Origin of the sequence: Pseudoalteromonas sp. ESRF-bin5, assembly GCF_002632075.1 — a bacterium.
Taxonomy (GTDB): domain Bacteria; phylum Pseudomonadota; class Gammaproteobacteria; order Enterobacterales; family Alteromonadaceae; genus Pseudoalteromonas; species Pseudoalteromonas marina.
In genome coordinates, this window is record NZ_NTLW01000317.1 from 1 (window position 1) to 15,450 (window position 15,450).

The window sequence follows — 15,450 nt, forward strand, 5'->3', positions numbered from 1 at the left end:
CATTGTGCCATACAAATTACTGGCACTTTTTTCGTTACCCATGTTTTTCAGCGCAAACGCAACACTGTAAGTGGAGTTAAGAACAAGTGAGTTTACTAGTGAATCTTGAGAAAAATAGACTAATGCAGGGTTAAGCGGTCGGTGATTTAATGTACCTCTAGCAGCAAATAAGCAGATTATTAAAGCAGCCATTAGAATGGGTAAATTGGATGCTTTTTTCAGTGACGGTGGTTGTGTGAATGCTCTGCATAAAAGGCGATAGCTATAAACGCTTGTTAACGAGGCCAAAAGCAATGTACTTAACATTGCAAAAAGATGGCCATGCACTAACATTGAGAAGACTTCTTGTGGGTAATCAAGGTATTCAATATATAATCGGTTAGGCCTTACATCATATTGATTGATGAATGCAGGTGTTGATGCTTCAACAATAACAATTACAGTTACAACGCAGCTACCGTAAAGTGTAAAAATACGCTGGAAAAGCTCTGTTTTAGGGCGTGCAACTACATGTAGTATCAGTATAAAAACCCCAATAGTTGCTAAGTATCCAATGCTACTTAAGTCTATTCTGATTGCTCCTGATATGATCGGCCAAATATCACCATCATTTAATCTTGAATGTTGCCAAAACAATAAAGCAATGCGGGAAGTTATAAAGATTGATATCAATATAATAGTAAAACGCAACAAGGGTTTTAAAACGGAAGTATTTGCTGTCATAGTTGTGCTCGATCTTAATAATTGCAGCAATACTAAAAACCGAAACTTAAGAAATCCTGAGTCTAAACTTAATATTGGCTAAACTATGGAAACTTAAGCAAGTCTTAAGTAAAACTTAAGCTATATGGCGTAACCTAATGATGAAGATGCATTTCAGGTGAATGAGTAACACATGAAGTTATTAATAATTGAAGATTCAGCGTCACTAAGGCGTAGTTTACGAATTGGCTTAGCAAATCTAGGCTTTGCGGTTGATGACACCGGTGATGGTGCACAAGGGCTGAGTATGGCGATGACAGGTGAGTATGAGCTTATAATACTTGATATTATGTTACCGAGTATCGATGGTATTACTTTATTGCAAACCATAAGAACCAAACAGCTTGATTCTAAAGTCTTAATTTTGTCAGCTAAGCAAGAACCTGAAGACCGTGTTTTAGGGCTTTTAACAGGAGCGGATGATTATCTGACTAAACCCTTTTCATTTGATGAGCTCCACGCTCGACTGCTAAATTTAATGCGCCGTGGAGGATTGAAGATGATGAGTGATATCATAACTATTGATAATTTAGCACTGAATTTACAGTTAAAACTGCTAAAAGTTGCTGACAATGTTATCGACTTAACACCCAACGAGTACAAAATTGTCGAATGTTTATTTAGCAATCAAAATAAAGTGTTTAGTGCAGAAAAGCTAAGTACCTACCTTGCAGGGCAATATGATTTGATATCAAAGAACTCGATTGAAGCCCATTTATCATCTGCTCGCAAAAAAGTAAGAGTTGCAGGAGGGGAGCTGCCAATTCAGACCAAACGTGGTTTTGGTTATATTGTACAAGGACAATAATGAAATCTATTCGCAGTAAATTAGTTGTTACACTTTCGGTAACTATAACTAGCTTTGTTTTATGCATTTTGTTGGCAACCGACATTGCTGTTGATAGTTGGATAGATAATGAGTTTGATCGCAGCCTGCAATCCAAAGCAGGTATGTTAATGACCTTAGTACATAAAACTAATGAAGGTTTTTCGTTTAACTTTTCTAGTGAGTTTTTGCCCGAGTTCGAAGGGGAAATAGAGCCTGAGTACTTTCAATTATGGAGCAAAGAAAGTGTTTTTACCCGCTCAAAAAGTTTAGATTTATTTGAAGTTAAAAACCTACCATATGAAAGCTTAGAAATTGGCGAGTCAAAAATACTCCCTATACAATTATCTGATGGCCGAGATGGTCGGGTGTTTTATAGTCGTTTTATACCACAAGAAAAAGACAATATATCAGTAGACACATATAAAAAAACAAATGATGAGCCACTGACTTTAGCTTATGCAGCGTCTTCTGAGGAAGTTGATTTTGTACTTTGGTTGATTGACGTTATTTTTATAGTCACCATAATTACAGTTATTGTATTTATTCGATTATTTGTCAGGAAGGCGATAGATACATCACTTGCGCCATTAATTAAACTCAACCAAGATATCAGTCAGTTAAGTATTACCAGTGAAGGCTCACAGATATTTATACAAGAGCCAGTTAAAGAGCTCTTGCCTATTGTTGAAAGCTTAAATGCTTTTATTAAAGAGAATAGACAACTTTACCTAAGGGAAAAGCGACTTACATCCGATATTGCCCATGAAATAAAAACGCCCATTGCCGAACTTATAAATATGGCAGAAGTTGCTATCAGGTTTCCAAATGAGATTGAGCTCAATGAGGATTTTAAGCCTGAAGCGTTGAAAATAAGTTTACGGCTTAAAAATATCGTGTCGAACTTATTGCTATTACATAAATACAGTAATGGTAAGCTAATCAAACAAGATGCTTGTGATTTAAATCAAGTCATTACCAGAGTCTTAGAAAACACTGATTTATCGCGTGTAAATTTGGAGTTGAATGAGAATGCACCAGCAATTATAAGCAACTTGTTTGCCCTCGAATCAATTATTAGCAATTTAGTTAACAACGCTAAACAATACAGCCCACTAAATTCAAAAATTTTAGTTTCGACAATGATTTCAAAAGAAAAATTTTTATTTTTGTCAGTTACTAACTCCCTTATTGAACCTTTGAGTGATAATGATATAGACCAATTATTTGACCCTTTATGGCAAAAAGACACTTCAAGAACATCGAATGATAACTTTGGATTGGGGTTATCAATCGCTAAAACGCTTAGTAAAGCAATTGATGCGCAATTAAGTGCAGAAGTTAGTGACAGAAAAATCACATTCTCTTTAGCCTTAAACACTGATTAGTTTATTTAGCCCTACATAGAAATAAAGGCTGGGGAATGCAATTATGTGATGAGGCTCCTAAATACTTAATTGTACTGGTAGCTATCAAACAATCAACTCCGTTTCTGCGGCTTAGCAGGATGTTGTTATCACTATACATTTTACAGATCCGCCCTCCGGCTCTAACTCGTTTTTGTCCAAAAACGAGTTTACCCGACCGTTCGCTCTTCGCTTTTAGCCGAGCTTCGTAAAAGTGCCACGAGCGGACACTAGTAATGCTTGCCTAACACGAAATGTGTAATCAGGATTTAGGCGCTTTTGGGGTATAATATCCCCAATCCTTTGTTATAAAACCTTTATTTAATAACCTTTTGTATGGGGTCTTATATTTTCTTTTGTAGTATTTAGATAAAGTATTTGAACCTGATAGTTTTTCATGTTTATCAACATATATCCTAAGTTGATTTAAGTTACCTCCGGCTGAACCATACAGCCCAAACAACTTGATTTTTTGCTCCTCTAAATCGTACTTTTCTCCCTCACGTAAGTCGCCAAAGTTGGGAATAACTTCCCCCCAATCAGGGAATGCAATATTGCACAATGCATCGAGACATGAGTAGCCTTCAATTTTTTTTCCATTAATTTCTAAAATAAGCTCTGTATTGCTTAGGTCAGTTTTAAAATCACTTTCAATTTTATGAATGATTAATTCAAGCTGGTTACACTGGTTATGCTTTTCAAGTATTGATACTTCCTTTGCTTGCTGCTTAATTGTTGAAATAAGGCCCAGTAAAGCTAAAGCAGCTATATACGGAGATAATAATCCTCCGACATAAGAACCTAGAGCAGACCAGTCATTAACATTAACCGAAAGTTGAGGTGTAAAAACGATTAATAGCGGAGTAACAATTATTATTACTCCGCTGATCAAGGCAATGATTAAATTTCGTGTCAACTTACTCATAAACTCCCTTTATATCTAACAGCCTTACCAGAGGACACTTCCCCTATTTTAGGATGGAAATATCCTATCTTATGTCAATAACAAACAGTGTAAGTTATCAACAGCTATAAATAGTATGCTTCATATAGCTTATATAAACATGTAAAAAAGAAGAAATTTTACTTTTTTCTTACTAAGTTAAAAGTAACTCATCTGACCGTCTGCTTCTCGCTCATAGCGGCCTGCCAGATGAAACCTAAGCCTAACAATTAAAACTCTCTGAACTGATGTGAATTACTTCAAATTAACTTACTAAAAACGTCTCTATCACCCGCTCTCTAAACCCGCCAAAGGCCTGTAAAAAGCTTGCTTCCTGAGGCTCTGTTTGCAGCTGATTTGCTCCATTTTTGCCCCATGAAAATAATAAATCATCAATTTCAGCAACCGGCTGACTACCGGACCGCGTGGAGTATGTCTTTTTATGGTTCTCTGTTCCAAGATACTCATTAGCTATGGCGTTATTTCTTATCAATATGCAAGTGTCGGGTAGCTCTTGGTCAATTCTATTTGCAAAGGTGGTTAGTGTTTCTTCGGCGAGGGTGAATAGCCAAGCTTCTTGGTTTGGGGAACTATTTACTCTTAATATTCGTCCCAAAACTTGCCTGAAATAAAGCTCAGTTTTAACTCTGCTTAAATGGCAACACACTTGCAGCCTAGGTATGTCAGTACCTTCCGACACCATTCCAACGCTTACAATCCATTGCGTGTTGCTAAAGCGAAAATGGTTAATTCTATCGCCTGCATCGCTTTCTTTGTAAGTAACTATGGTTGCTGATTGATGAAAAAGGTCGGTGAGTACAGTCACTATCTGCTCTGCATGCTCAACAGAAGAGGCCACAATTAACCCTGCGGCATTGCTATTCTGCTGGCTAATAGTGGCGAGCTTACTTACTCCTTGAGCAATAATATAATTGATTACAGCTTCGTGCTTAATCAAATCCTGGTAGGAAATCGATGGATCTTTTAGCAAAGACTTTAATGAGTTATAGGTTTTGGTTTCCTGTTTCGTGGTTGTTACCGAAATTTCTTCATTATCAATTAAAACAATTTTAGGGTTACGGCATACGCCATCATTTACCGCCTGTTGCAGCGAGTAAGTGTAATTACATATTATTTTATTATCAGGGTCGCTATAAGTTGCCAGCGCGATAGGAAGAAGGTCAGAGCGCCAAGGTGTGCCTGTCAGCGCTAACGTAAAAGCAGCGTGCTGTTGAATATTTTTAACAATATCTTGCCCCCATACATTGGCATCCTCAATGCTCGAACCAGCACAATGGTGTATTTCATCAAACACCACCAACACGCGGTTGTTCCTTAATAACTTCCAGTAGTCGTCATTAAAAAAGCGCATGTTTTGATAAGTATACGAGCAACCAACTGAGCCAATAACACCGTCAAAATTACAATTTAACCGTTTAGCAAACGTCTTTCTAATACCATTGGCCACCTCACTAGAGGGTGAAAAGCAAATCACAAAGTCTATTTGCTTAGTTTCAAATAAATACGCTGCAACTTCTGCCGCCAATACAGTTTTACCGGCCCCTGGTGTAGCTAAACAAAAAAAGTGCTTATGGCTTTGAGAGTAGTGCTTTTTAACTGCCGATAAGCAGGCTGTTTGCCAACCCCTTAACATGGTTGTTTTTCTGTTGTTTTATTACCCAATAAAGTCTGCAAAGCATTTATTTTGCCAAGTAATTTAATCGACTTTTCCTTTGCTTGAGTGTGATGCAGCTGCAACTGTACTTGCAGCTTAGGGTAGCGTGCAGAAAGGCGCTGATACTCTTTAGCTTCTTCAAGTACAGTATTTAAATCAATCTCGTATGTTAATAAATCTTTTTTAAGTTCTTCTTGGTACTCAATAACTTTAACTGTTTCGGTCGAAATATCAGGAACGCTAATATTTGTAGTATCTATTTGTTTTACTTTGCCTCGCCTTGAAGTAGGAATGATTTCTAAACTTGAAAAAAGCTCTGTTGTTGAATATATAACCTCTTTAGCTCCCTTATTTAATTTATTGGTTCGTCTTAAAAGTCCATTTGCAACATTGCGAGTTAATTGGCGATATACAAACTTTCGGGTTTCTACTGGATCAGTAAACTCAGATTGTTCACGCAATAATGCCTCTTTCGCTTGCGTCACAGTGAAATTATTCATCTGTTTGATTACCAAAAGAAAATGTAAAAATACATTCATATTCGCTTTTTTACTCATTGCTAAACCTTACTACTCACCATAAACTTAGGATTCCTAAGTATACATGCTCATGTAAAAACTAGACAATCATTTAAATGTGAGAGTTACCAAGATGAAGCAACGGTGCAGGTTAAATCCTTTTTTACAGAGCGTCTTAAAGAGGCTCGAAAGCGAATGAAAATAAGCCAAAAAGAGTTAGGTATTAAAATGGGGATGGATCCAAGCTCTGCCAGTGGCAGAATGAATCATTACGAAACAGGTCGCCATATGCCCGACTTAGCAACTTTAAAAAAGCTAGCGATCGAGCTAAACGTTCCCGTAAATTACTTTTTTTGTGAATCAGAAGAAAGCGCAACTCTGGCATGTTTAATCGAAAAGCTTGATGAAGAAGGTAAACGCAAACTCATTCAGCTACTCCAGTCGAAAATTTAATCGTATAAAAAACAGATAAAGATATATTAAATATACTCTTTAAATGATGTATAAATGCTAAAGATCAGGATATAAATATGGATATCACTAAAGATTATTATAAAGTCCTTGGTGTCTTACCTTCTGCAGAACGTATTGTTATAAAAGCAGCTTATAAAGCCTTGATGAGAGAGTATCACCCTGATGTTTATCAAGGCGAACGAGAGTACGCTCTAAGAAAAGCTACAGAGATAAATGATGCCTATGAGGTTTTATCAAATGAAGTAAAGCGAAGAGAATATGATGAATATAACTCTCAAGCTAATTTCGAGTTCGGAAATAAAAATAGTGACTCTGAGCTAAATGATGCTATTCACAACTCACTTAATGAAAAGTGGGTTTTAGCGTGTAAGTATTGCCCTGATTTATTGCAGGTAGAAAAGCGGCTCTCTCAAATATCTAGTTCACTCTGCTTTTCATTTAAGGTAGAGGTTTTAGAAACTAAAAACTTTTCTTCAGCTAAATTAGTAGCAAATAAAATGCTTGAAAATTACGTAGAAACTTATTTTGGAAAGAATAAGGATATTAAAGCATTTGCAATAGAGCTTATAATAGGCAATAAAAAAGAAGCCGCGAGAGAGTTAAATAGGGTAATTGCTACCCTTGGTTCAGAAGTGGACTCTAAGTTTATAATCACTAAAATCACTGAAGAATTTTTACATCAAGATAAAAATAATCAGAGCTTAAATGAGTATCTAAATTATCAGGTAGGAGATCACATTTCAGTTAAAACTATCCCTTCAAATGGAAAAGGTTTTCTCTATTTTATTTATATAACTATATTTATCGGTGTGATTTATATTTTTATGTGAGGCTTTTATTTATGAGTACTACAATGATTTAACGGTGGAAAAAACCTCCATCTATTCACTTCAGTACCCCTTATAATACCAATTTATTACTAATTAACACTCAAAAAACCACGACCTTTGCGGTTTGATAAGCCAACAATTTATATTGATATTCTTGCAAATAGAGACCACATGGACGCTGCATCAAAAAAGCCTGCTACTAAAAAAGCCGCAAAAAAAACACAAGTCGGATTTGAAGAATCCCTTTGGGATGCTGCCAATAAACTGCGTGGCAGTGTTGAATCAGCCGAATATAAGCACATTGTTTTAAGCTTAATCTTTCTTAAATTTATTAGTGACAAGTTTGAAGGGCGTAAAAAAGCCATTATTGCCGAGTACGGCGACGAATACATCGACATGGTCGACTTTTACGCAATGGATAACGTGTTTTACCTACCAGAAGATGCACGCTGGTCGTACATTCAAGCCAACGCTAAGCAAGGCAATATAGCCGTTAAAATAGATACCGCACTGCACGCGGTTGAAAAAAACAATAAATCACTCGCGGGCGTATTGCCCGATAATTACTTTTCACGCTTAGGGCTTGATGCCAGTAAGCTCTCCGCGCTTATCGATACCATTAATAATATCGACACCATTGCCAACCAAAACGAAAAAACAGAAGAAGACTTAGTTGGCCGTGTGTACGAATACTTTTTAGGTAAATTTGCCGCATCAGAAGGTAAAGGCGGGGGCGAGTTCTATATAATGTCATCTTCAAATTTATCATGCGAATGCCACCTAAGTTTAGCGGCTTAAAGTGTTACCTATTTTTTAAATCCAACGAAAAGTTAGAGCACTTGTATTTAAATGGATATGTATAATCTATCGGTGTTGGAAAACGAAATGTTGCTACGATGAGGCTAAGTATTTAAAGGTACTTAAAGAGCGTGATTCGCCATTATTAAATACATAAATAACTTGATGAATACCATTGATACTGACTAAATATAATAACTAGTGATTGGTTAAACTGTGTTGTTTGTAAATAGATTTAAGCAAACTAGCTACGCGCATATGTTCCATTTTACTTTACTCAATAGTAATATCTTAAGCTATTTGTTAAAAGTAGATAAATGAGCGTTAAGGCGGGCAGGAATATGCGCGATGATAGCACTATTAAATTGCAACAAAATGAGTATAAGCATGGATGAAGCGAAAGAATGGGCACTAATAAATTTATCTGACTTTTCTGGACTCTTAGATCAAGCACTAGAAGGTAAAGATTTAGATTTCGATGACAGGATATTTTATACGGGGCAATTAGCAAACTGCGCTAGAATATTCCGAGCACTAGTATTAAGTGAGCCATCGGGAGAGCTTTTAAAGCTCATAGAGCTTAAATCTAAGACATATGAATTAGCATCCCGACCGAATGAAAGAGGCACAATAGTAAGAGAGGGATGGTTTTCTATACAGCCAATTCTTCATCGATATGCTTTGATGGTAAAAAATGTATAACAAGGCTATCAACCAAAGGCAGCAAAGTTGGTTGGGTCTTAATACTCTGGCCAGTTATGGCAGCGACTATAACTGCCTATTCTGAGCTTCGATCTTTCGACTAATGAAATTCTGACAAATTCTGACTATTGTCATTAGTTTCCATATGTCCCATCACTGTGATTTTAAAAATTACTATCTTGCTATGTTTCACTTATTTACAAAAATGAATTTCCTCAGTTACACACGATTCTTAATCATTAGCAAAGTGTACTTGTGCCGATGTACGCTTATTTCACTTCACTTAAAGATAAACTCACAGGGGTTGAATTCATTGACTCTACATGCATTAAGGTATGCCATAATATTAGTATTCTCAGGCACAAAACCTTTGATGGAATAACTCAGTTCTATACTCGTTTATAGTGCGGTAGTAGCCGATCAAGTTCGCCACATGCTTAGCTATTTCGATTGACGTACTAGGTTCTTTAACGTCAGGAGTCATTCATCAGGAAGGTGAAAAAAAGTGAAGCAGCTATAGATATTATGAATACTCTGGGAAATGCTGCACTGAGGCAATATCCACTAAAGCAATTACCATATAACATTTGGTTTATGATTAACACAATAATAAAAATGGGAATCAATAATCCAAAACAAGTCATGGTGAAGGTAATAACCTTTGCAAGCTTGTTTTTAATTGTATTTATTATAGAGGGGGGGTCCATTAGCTTTGGGTCTTTACTTTTAGAGTTCTTCCTCAAAAAACTTCTGGCTGCCTCCCTAAATAAGTCGGTTTTAATCTTATAAGATGAAAGCTCTTTTTGTTCAAAGCTCAGTCGTGAGCTATCAACTTTTTCAAGAAACCTTTTTTCATAAACAAACGCAGGCGGCTTCCAATATTCACGCTTTATTTGAATAACTTCTGATGTTTTACATATGATAAAAATTAAATTATCACTTTGACCCGGTTGATTACTTTTGATTGTACGATCAAGAAAAACCCATCCATAGTCAGGTGAATAACCCCACCACTCCATTTGTTACCTCCAAAAGATATACACATTAATTTGCAAATAAGCCTCTCTATTTTTATAAAATAGCCCATATAGGTAAAGCTATTAATACCAAAAATTTTCTTAATTCATTTGTTACTAGTTCAGCTAGTATGGCATCAACTATAATTTCAAGAATGGCCAGTCATTAGACCAAATTTCAAAGAGTAGTTTGCAAAAGTTGCAATGAGCCAAAAAAGAAAGATGATTAGTGCAGTTAAACTTTAACTATAAATTAGATGATGTTAGGTATATAGCCCACCTCCAGCTAAGAGCCCAAAATTAAGACAAGGAAAAATTTTGAACTCATTAATTTTTACTTGTTAGTATAGTAATGTTAGAAAAAGCCTATACTAAACTATTTAGTAGTATGGCTTTTAATAATATTTAATATTTCAAAATGCTCCAGATGGATTGCTATTTCGACAGGTGTTTTTCCCCAATAATTGACACAGCTGTATTCTGCACCAGCTTTCAGTAACCACTCTACAATGTCAGCCCGGTTATTCTTTACTGCAACGTGGAGAGGATACTGGTCACAATCATCTAATTGATTGATAAGCTTTTTAATTTCTTCTTCAGATGCGTCAGAAAGCGATTCAAGAATGGCTGATTTAGATGCACCATCTTCTATCATGGTTACTAAATCTTCAATATTATCAATATCCTTCCAGTGTCTTTCCTCGATTTTTGGACTTTCTACTATTGGGGTACTGTTAATAATATGAATATCATCTTTTAATGATTGAACACTCAGTTTAATATATTCAGATACTTGTTTTTCACTGTTGCCCTCGGCCACTTCATAGGCTTTGAGCCATAAAGCTGAGTTAAGAATGCCCTCTGCCATTTCAGAAGCTACAACAGAATATAAGTTTTCCTCATACTTTCTGTTGTTCACATTTTTGGATTTAAGTTTATCGAGCAAGCTCATAACTTTCCTTTAATTACATTTTTGACTTATTTATTAGCATTTAGATAGTTTTTTATCGGACTAAATAGTTGTATGTAATAGATGTTTTCAAACCTATGAGGTTTATCTATTATTTAACTTTGTTTTTGAATCAAACGGCATAGCCAATAACTTCTTTTTAGGGGCCATTACTTCATATCGAATCATATTCTATTACACTAATAATAATTTCAAGTATAGATAATGAACGTCAAATTTAAATTTTAACTAATTGTTTTTTTTATATTTTAAGTATTTAAACGAAGGGTGGCAATGTAAGCTTTGATCACATTATCTTGAACAAAAGTTTTAAACCAAGATCCTAAAATTATAGAGTAATAATAATAATACTTTATGGTTAAAAATTTATTTAGTTAAGTTTATTCATTCAAATACATTTCAGCCATCCCATCCAATTTGGCTTTTACTTCTTTCCAATTAGGCATTACTTGGGTTAATAAACGCCAGAAGCGCTCGCTGTGGTTGTGTTCAGCAATGTGGCAAAGCTCATGTAGAATCACGTAATCAATGCATTCTTTCGGTGCTTTAACAAGGTGAGGGTTGAGCATCAAGTTGCCTTTGATTGAGCAGCTTCCCCATTGCTTTTTCATTGCCATGACACGAAAAGAGGGGATGCCTGTTACCCATGTAGTTTTAGGCAATAGTTCGGCTAGTCGCTCATGAAAAATTGCTTTTGCTTTGTGTTGATACCATTTGTCGATTAGCGGTTTAATTTTCACCAACCTGCTATCTTGACTATCAAGGGCAATATCTTTACTAACTTCATGCTTGATAGTGACGTTTAGCTTACCTCGGCTAAGCTTCACACTAGGCACTTGCTCTGCATCAACAATGACCTTGAGTACATAGCGCTTACCTAAATAAAATTGGGTTTCGCCACTTACATATCGCTTGTGCAATACCGTGTCTTTTTGCTTTGCAAAGTCATTAATACTTTGCCATATCCACCTTGCACGCTTATGCATGGCATCTTGAATAGCATCATCACTTGCATTATGTGGCACTGTAGCCACAACACGTTGATCAGGGTGAACTTTTATAATGACCTTACGTGCTACTTTTTTAGCGGTATCACTAGGCTTTGGTTTACGAATAACGTCATAGCGAATGGTGTCGTTACCATAAGTAAAAACACCGTATTCGTTGGTTGTTGCGCTGCTTTTTTCAGAATGAATAGCAGCGGCTACCGTTTTTTGTGTCACTTACATTAGCCTCTAGCTATGCCTAATCGGGTTATCTTTAACACTTCTTCAATCAGCTTTTGAGCATTATCAAGGCCAAGCTCAGCAAACAGTATGGGTAATAACTTCATGTGAATAGCGTTTTCAATTTCCGCAGGGTTAATGGAATACTCAGCAACCGCATCATTCACGACGGCATCAATATCAAAAGCAAGTGCTACTAATTTGTCGTTATCGAGATCCTTTTCACTCAAGAATTCAGCATCAAATAGGTGCTTAAACAAACCAAAGTAGGCTTGGGCATGTTTATTTAACTTGCCGGAGTCATCTAAAAAGTCTTTGGGAACATCAGCGACTTTGCGGTCTTTCACTTCCTGCTCAAAATCGGCAAAAAGGATGTACTGCTTAACTGGCGCATCAAACATCGCTTTAGCATCTTCAATCGCCTTTTTAAGCATCTTAGAGAAATATTCTTGAGCATAAGGATCATCTGCTAAGTCTTGCTCAATCATCTTGGTGATACGGCCAGTGATTTTATCTGTTTGGTTACGAGCTTCATCATCGCTCATATCCTGTGGCTTAACGTCTTTTCCTAAATTACCCACCAAGTACGCACCGTCAGGCTCTTTAACTTCAATACCTGCAATATGCTTGTCTAATAGACTGCGAATATCTTCTGCGTATTCGTCATAATTAATGGTTTCGTTCGCTAACTCCATTACAACTTTACGTAAACTCACAAAAACCTTTAGATCTCGTTTGTAAAGGTCACGCTTATTGTCGAACGATTTATCTTCAAAGTAGGTAGCCGATTGCAGTGCTACCTTCATACAGCTTGAGAAAGCTTTTAGTGCATCATAAAAATCTTCACGCTTTTTCAGGTTCGTATCAACTAGGCTCCCGTTAACGTCCTGTATTTTAGGTGCTAGTGCTTGACTCAATGCTGCGGGCTGGAGCTTGTTTTTAACCCCGTCAAATATTGCCCATAAATCACTGTGCAGGCCCGGAAGCTTTTTGTATTCCGTATCCATTCGGTTATACAACCCTTTCAGGTCGTCTATATCAAAGCCGCCTTGAGTGCGCTCTGCAAGGTCTTGGTACTTTTCTATGGTGGTATCAAGCTCTTTTAATATGCCTCGGTAGTCAATCAAGTAACCAAACTGCTTTTTGCTATGCAAACGGTTTACGCGGGCAATGGCTTGAATCAGGTTGTGCTCTCTAAGAGGTTTGTCGATATACAGTACGGTGTTCTTTGGCTCGTCAAAGCCCGTTAGCAGTTTATCAACCACTATCATAATGTCAGGGCCGTCATCTCTGCCAAAGTCTTCAATAATGGCTTTGGTGTAGGCTTTTTCATCCATTTTATCAACATTGGTCTTCCACCAGTTTTGCACAATGTCTTTGCTTTCTTGATCAACAATATCATGCCCCTCACGTGTGTCAGGAGCCGACATTGCAACAACTGATGTCACGGTGCCAATTTTATCTAAAGCCTCTTTATAGCGTATTGCAGAGGCTTTAGAGTCACAGGCTAGCTGGCCTTTTAACCCCTGATGCTTAAAGTTTTGAAAATGGTCGGCAATATCGTAAGCAATTAACATAATACGATCGGCGGTTTGATAAATCTGACCTTTTTGCGAAAACTTTCTTTTTAAATCAGTTTTTTGTTTGTCGCTCAGCTTACTGGTACTGCGATCAAACCATGCATCAATCGCCTTATCGTTAACGTTTAGCTCAGGAATACGTTCTTCATACAGCAATGGGGTCACGGTTTTATCTTCAACTGCTTGCTGCATCGTGTAAGAGTGAATGATTTTACCGAACTTGTTTTCAGTCTTATCGTCTTTTAATAGCGGCGTACCTGTAAAGGCGATAAACGCAGCTTTAGGCAGGGTTTGCTGCATACGGATATTATTTTCACCGTTTTGGCTGCGGTGACCTTCATCCACTAACACAATAATATTAGGGCTATCGTTGTAACAGTCTTTGTGTTTTATGGCAGAGCCAAACTTATTAATGATCGAGAAGATAACTCGCTCATTTCCTTTACCAATTTGTTCCGCTAAACGCTTACCTGTGGTCGCCATAGCATCTTTTTTATCACGGTCAGTGAGTACACCACCAGATGCAAACGTACGGCTCAACTGGTCTTCTAAATCAACGCGGTCAGTCACAATAATTACGCGGCACTGCGCTAGCTCTTCAAGCCATATAAGCGCTTTTGATAAAAACACCATAGTAAATGACTTGCCGCTACCTGTGGTGTGCCAAATCACACCACCTTCACGAGCGCCAGTGTCATCGAAGGTGTTTATGCGCTCAATAAGTGCTTTTATACCAAACACCTGCTGGTATCGAGCTACAATTTTGCCGGCTTTTTTATCAAATAAGGTAAACAGGCGGGTCATATCTAATAAGCGCTCAGGGCGCAATAAACTTACAATCAGCCTGTCTTGGTCGGTTACCGTCAGCTCACCTGCGGCAATAAGCGACTGGTAATCTGTTTTATCTTTTGCAGGGCGATGATTAAACAGTGCATTTAATTGTTCATCGCTCAACTTATGATTTTTTAGTCTGACAAATTCCGCTTCGGCTATTCCTAAGTGAGAGTGTTCTTCTTTCCACTTTGCCCAAAATTTTTCAGGGGTGCCGCATGTTGCATACAAGCCCTCATGCCCGTTTATGGCCAATAATAACTGGCTGTAGGCATATAAGTGCGGTATTTCATCTTGCTTTTGGTTACGAATATGCTGAGAGATTGCTGCAAAGTTGGTCGATTTACCCTCTTTGTTTGAATCGGGGCGTTTTGCTTCAATCACCACTAATGGCAAGCCATTTACAAAACACACAATGTCCGGTCTGCGGTTGCCCGTACCCTCGGCATTTTGTACCACTAATTCTTCGGTACAATGAAACGCATTGTTATCAATATTATGCCAATCAATCAGCTTAATAGTGGGGGATGCTTTTTTACCATCAATAAATTCAGTCACACTCACGCCATACATTAGCGCATCATAAATTTTCTCATTAGCCGCTTTTAGCCCCAAGTTCATGGCAGGGTTCAGCTCATGCATTACCTTATCAATGGCCGCTTCTGAGAGCGCATGCTGCTTACCTGCAAACGAGAACGTTTGTTTGGCTAAAAAGGCACGCATTACAGGTAACAACACCACCTGATGGGTGCTTTTTTTGTTACCTGCTAACGTGTTCCCGCGAAGAGCTTCACACTCACTCGGTGGAATAAACGTATAGCCTAAGTTAGTCAGCAGCGTAAGCGCAGGGATTTTGGCGCTGAATTCTTCTTGAAATTTAATGGTTGTCATTG

13 protein-coding genes and 3 pseudogenes are annotated in these 15,450 nt (G+C 37.4%); 8 read left to right on the top strand and 8 right to left on the bottom strand.

Annotated features, from left to right (window positions below):
- Positions 1-723: LTA synthase family protein (locus BCG07_RS19190; RefSeq protein WP_502694087.1), on the bottom strand; the 723-nt coding region annotated here is incomplete at its 3' end.
- A 172-nt stretch (positions 724-895) separates the two neighbouring features.
- On the opposite strand from BCG07_RS19190, the gene BCG07_RS19195 reads away from it, so the two are divergent.
- Together BCG07_RS19195 and BCG07_RS19200 are read left to right on the top strand one after the other, a co-directional pair.
- Positions 896-1,570 carry a response regulator transcription factor gene (locus tag BCG07_RS19195; RefSeq protein WP_058429029.1) on the top strand — a complete coding sequence of 225 codons (675 nt, stop codon included), beginning with the start codon at positions 896-898 and terminating at the stop codon, positions 1,568-1,570.
- On the top strand, positions 1,570-2,976 hold the full coding sequence (locus tag BCG07_RS19200; RefSeq protein WP_076920375.1) for a sensor histidine kinase: 1,407 nt from the start codon (positions 1,570-1,572) through the stop codon (positions 2,974-2,976). The genes BCG07_RS19195 and BCG07_RS19200 overlap by 1 nt, the downstream gene beginning before the upstream one ends.
- 280 nt (positions 2,977-3,256) lie before the next feature.
- Here BCG07_RS19200 and BCG07_RS19205 read toward each other — a convergent pair whose 3' ends face one another.
- From BCG07_RS19205 to BCG07_RS19215, 3 genes are all read right to left on the bottom strand, one after another.
- The gene (locus BCG07_RS19205) at positions 3,257-3,919 is read right to left on the bottom strand and encodes a hypothetical protein (RefSeq protein ID WP_286891570.1); all 663 of its coding nucleotides are present in this window, start codon (positions 3,917-3,919) and stop codon (positions 3,257-3,259) included.
- 283 nt (positions 3,920-4,202) lie between these two features.
- Complete coding sequence (locus BCG07_RS19210; RefSeq protein ID WP_286891572.1) at positions 4,203-5,591, bottom strand: DEAD/DEAH box helicase; 1,389 nt, start codon at positions 5,589-5,591, stop codon at positions 4,203-4,205.
- Positions 5,585-6,169, bottom strand: a complete 585-nt coding sequence (locus tag BCG07_RS19215) for a VspR family transcription factor (RefSeq protein WP_286891573.1) — start codon at positions 6,167-6,169, stop codon at positions 5,585-5,587. Before BCG07_RS19215 ends, BCG07_RS19210 begins: the two co-directional genes overlap by 7 nt.
- 156 nt (positions 6,170-6,325) lie before the next feature.
- Here BCG07_RS19215 and BCG07_RS19220 point away from each other — a divergent pair, with 156 nt between their 5' ends.
- The 6 genes and pseudogenes from BCG07_RS19220 to BCG07_RS19960 all read left to right on the top strand — a co-directional run.
- The gene (locus BCG07_RS19220) at positions 6,326-6,583 is read left to right on the top strand and encodes a helix-turn-helix domain-containing protein (protein WP_502694088.1); all 258 of its coding nucleotides are present in this window, start codon (positions 6,326-6,328) and stop codon (positions 6,581-6,583) included.
- 77 nt (positions 6,584-6,660) lie between these two features.
- On the top strand, positions 6,661-7,434 hold the full coding sequence (locus BCG07_RS19225; protein WP_286891576.1) for a J domain-containing protein: 774 nt from the start codon (positions 6,661-6,663) through the stop codon (positions 7,432-7,434).
- A gap of 171 nt (positions 7,435-7,605) precedes the next feature.
- Positions 7,606-8,190, top strand: a pseudogene (locus BCG07_RS19230) (type I restriction-modification system subunit M N-terminal domain-containing protein); the annotation flags it as partial.
- A gap of 64 nt (positions 8,191-8,254) precedes the next feature.
- Positions 8,255-8,389 (top strand): annotated as a pseudogene (locus tag BCG07_RS19955) (IS110 family transposase); the annotation flags it as partial.
- Between the two features lie 230 nt (positions 8,390-8,619).
- Entirely contained in the window at positions 8,620-8,934 is a 315-nt protein-coding gene (locus BCG07_RS19235; RefSeq protein ID WP_286891578.1) for a hypothetical protein, read from the top strand.
- Between the two features lie 115 nt (positions 8,935-9,049).
- Positions 9,050-9,321: pseudogene (locus BCG07_RS19960) on the top strand (transposase); the annotation flags it as partial.
- Positions 9,322-9,407: 86 nt separating this feature from the next.
- Here BCG07_RS19960 and BCG07_RS19245 read toward each other — a convergent pair.
- From BCG07_RS19245 to BCG07_RS19260, 4 genes are all read right to left on the bottom strand, one after another.
- The gene (locus BCG07_RS19245; protein WP_286891580.1) at positions 9,408-9,953 is read right to left on the bottom strand and encodes a hypothetical protein; all 546 of its coding nucleotides are present in this window, start codon (positions 9,951-9,953) and stop codon (positions 9,408-9,410) included.
- Between the two features lie 373 nt (positions 9,954-10,326).
- A complete protein-coding gene (locus BCG07_RS19250) occupies positions 10,327-10,902 on the bottom strand; it encodes an ankyrin repeat domain-containing protein (protein ID WP_286891582.1) in 576 nt (191 codons plus the stop codon).
- Positions 10,903-11,300: 398 nt separating this feature from the next.
- The gene (locus BCG07_RS19255) at positions 11,301-12,143 is read right to left on the bottom strand and encodes a M48 family metallopeptidase (protein ID WP_286891584.1); all 843 of its coding nucleotides are present in this window, start codon (positions 12,141-12,143) and stop codon (positions 11,301-11,303) included.
- A 5-nt stretch (positions 12,144-12,148) separates the two neighbouring features.
- Positions 12,149-15,448 carry a type I restriction endonuclease subunit R gene (locus BCG07_RS19260; RefSeq protein WP_286891586.1) on the bottom strand — a complete coding sequence of 1,100 codons (3,300 nt, stop codon included), beginning with the start codon at positions 15,446-15,448 and terminating at the stop codon, positions 12,149-12,151.
- Positions 15,449-15,450: the final 2 nt, after the last annotated feature.

Bases quoted from the DNA above. Each gene is read 5' to 3' on its own strand.
- BCG07_RS19250 (WP_286891582.1), bottom strand. From the start codon at position 10,902: ATGAGCTTGCTCGATAAACTTAAATCCAAAAATGTGAACAACAGAAAG.
- BCG07_RS19195 (WP_058429029.1), top strand. From the start codon at position 896: ATGAAGTTATTAATAATTGAAGATTCAGCGTCACTAAGGCGTAGTTTA.
- BCG07_RS19225 (WP_286891576.1), top strand. From the start codon at position 6,661: ATGGATATCACTAAAGATTATTATAAAGTCCTTGGTGTCTTACCTTCT.
- BCG07_RS19220 (WP_502694088.1), top strand. From the start codon at position 6,326: ATGAAAATAAGCCAAAAAGAGTTAGGTATTAAAATGGGGATGGATCCA.
- BCG07_RS19215 (WP_286891573.1), bottom strand. From the start codon at position 6,169: ATGAGTAAAAAAGCGAATATGAATGTATTTTTACATTTTCTTTTGGTA.
- BCG07_RS19200 (WP_076920375.1), top strand. From the start codon at position 1,570: ATGAAATCTATTCGCAGTAAATTAGTTGTTACACTTTCGGTAACTATA.
- BCG07_RS19210 (WP_286891572.1), bottom strand. From the start codon at position 5,591: ATGTTAAGGGGTTGGCAAACAGCCTGCTTATCGGCAGTTAAAAAGCAC.
- BCG07_RS19205 (WP_286891570.1), bottom strand. From the start codon at position 3,919: ATGAGTAAGTTGACACGAAATTTAATCATTGCCTTGATCAGCGGAGTA.
- BCG07_RS19260 (WP_286891586.1), bottom strand. From the start codon at position 15,448: ATGACAACCATTAAATTTCAAGAAGAATTCAGCGCCAAAATCCCTGCG.
- BCG07_RS19235 (WP_286891578.1), top strand. From the start codon at position 8,620: ATGGATGAAGCGAAAGAATGGGCACTAATAAATTTATCTGACTTTTCT.
- BCG07_RS19245 (WP_286891580.1), bottom strand. From the start codon at position 9,953: ATGGAGTGGTGGGGTTATTCACCTGACTATGGATGGGTTTTTCTTGAT.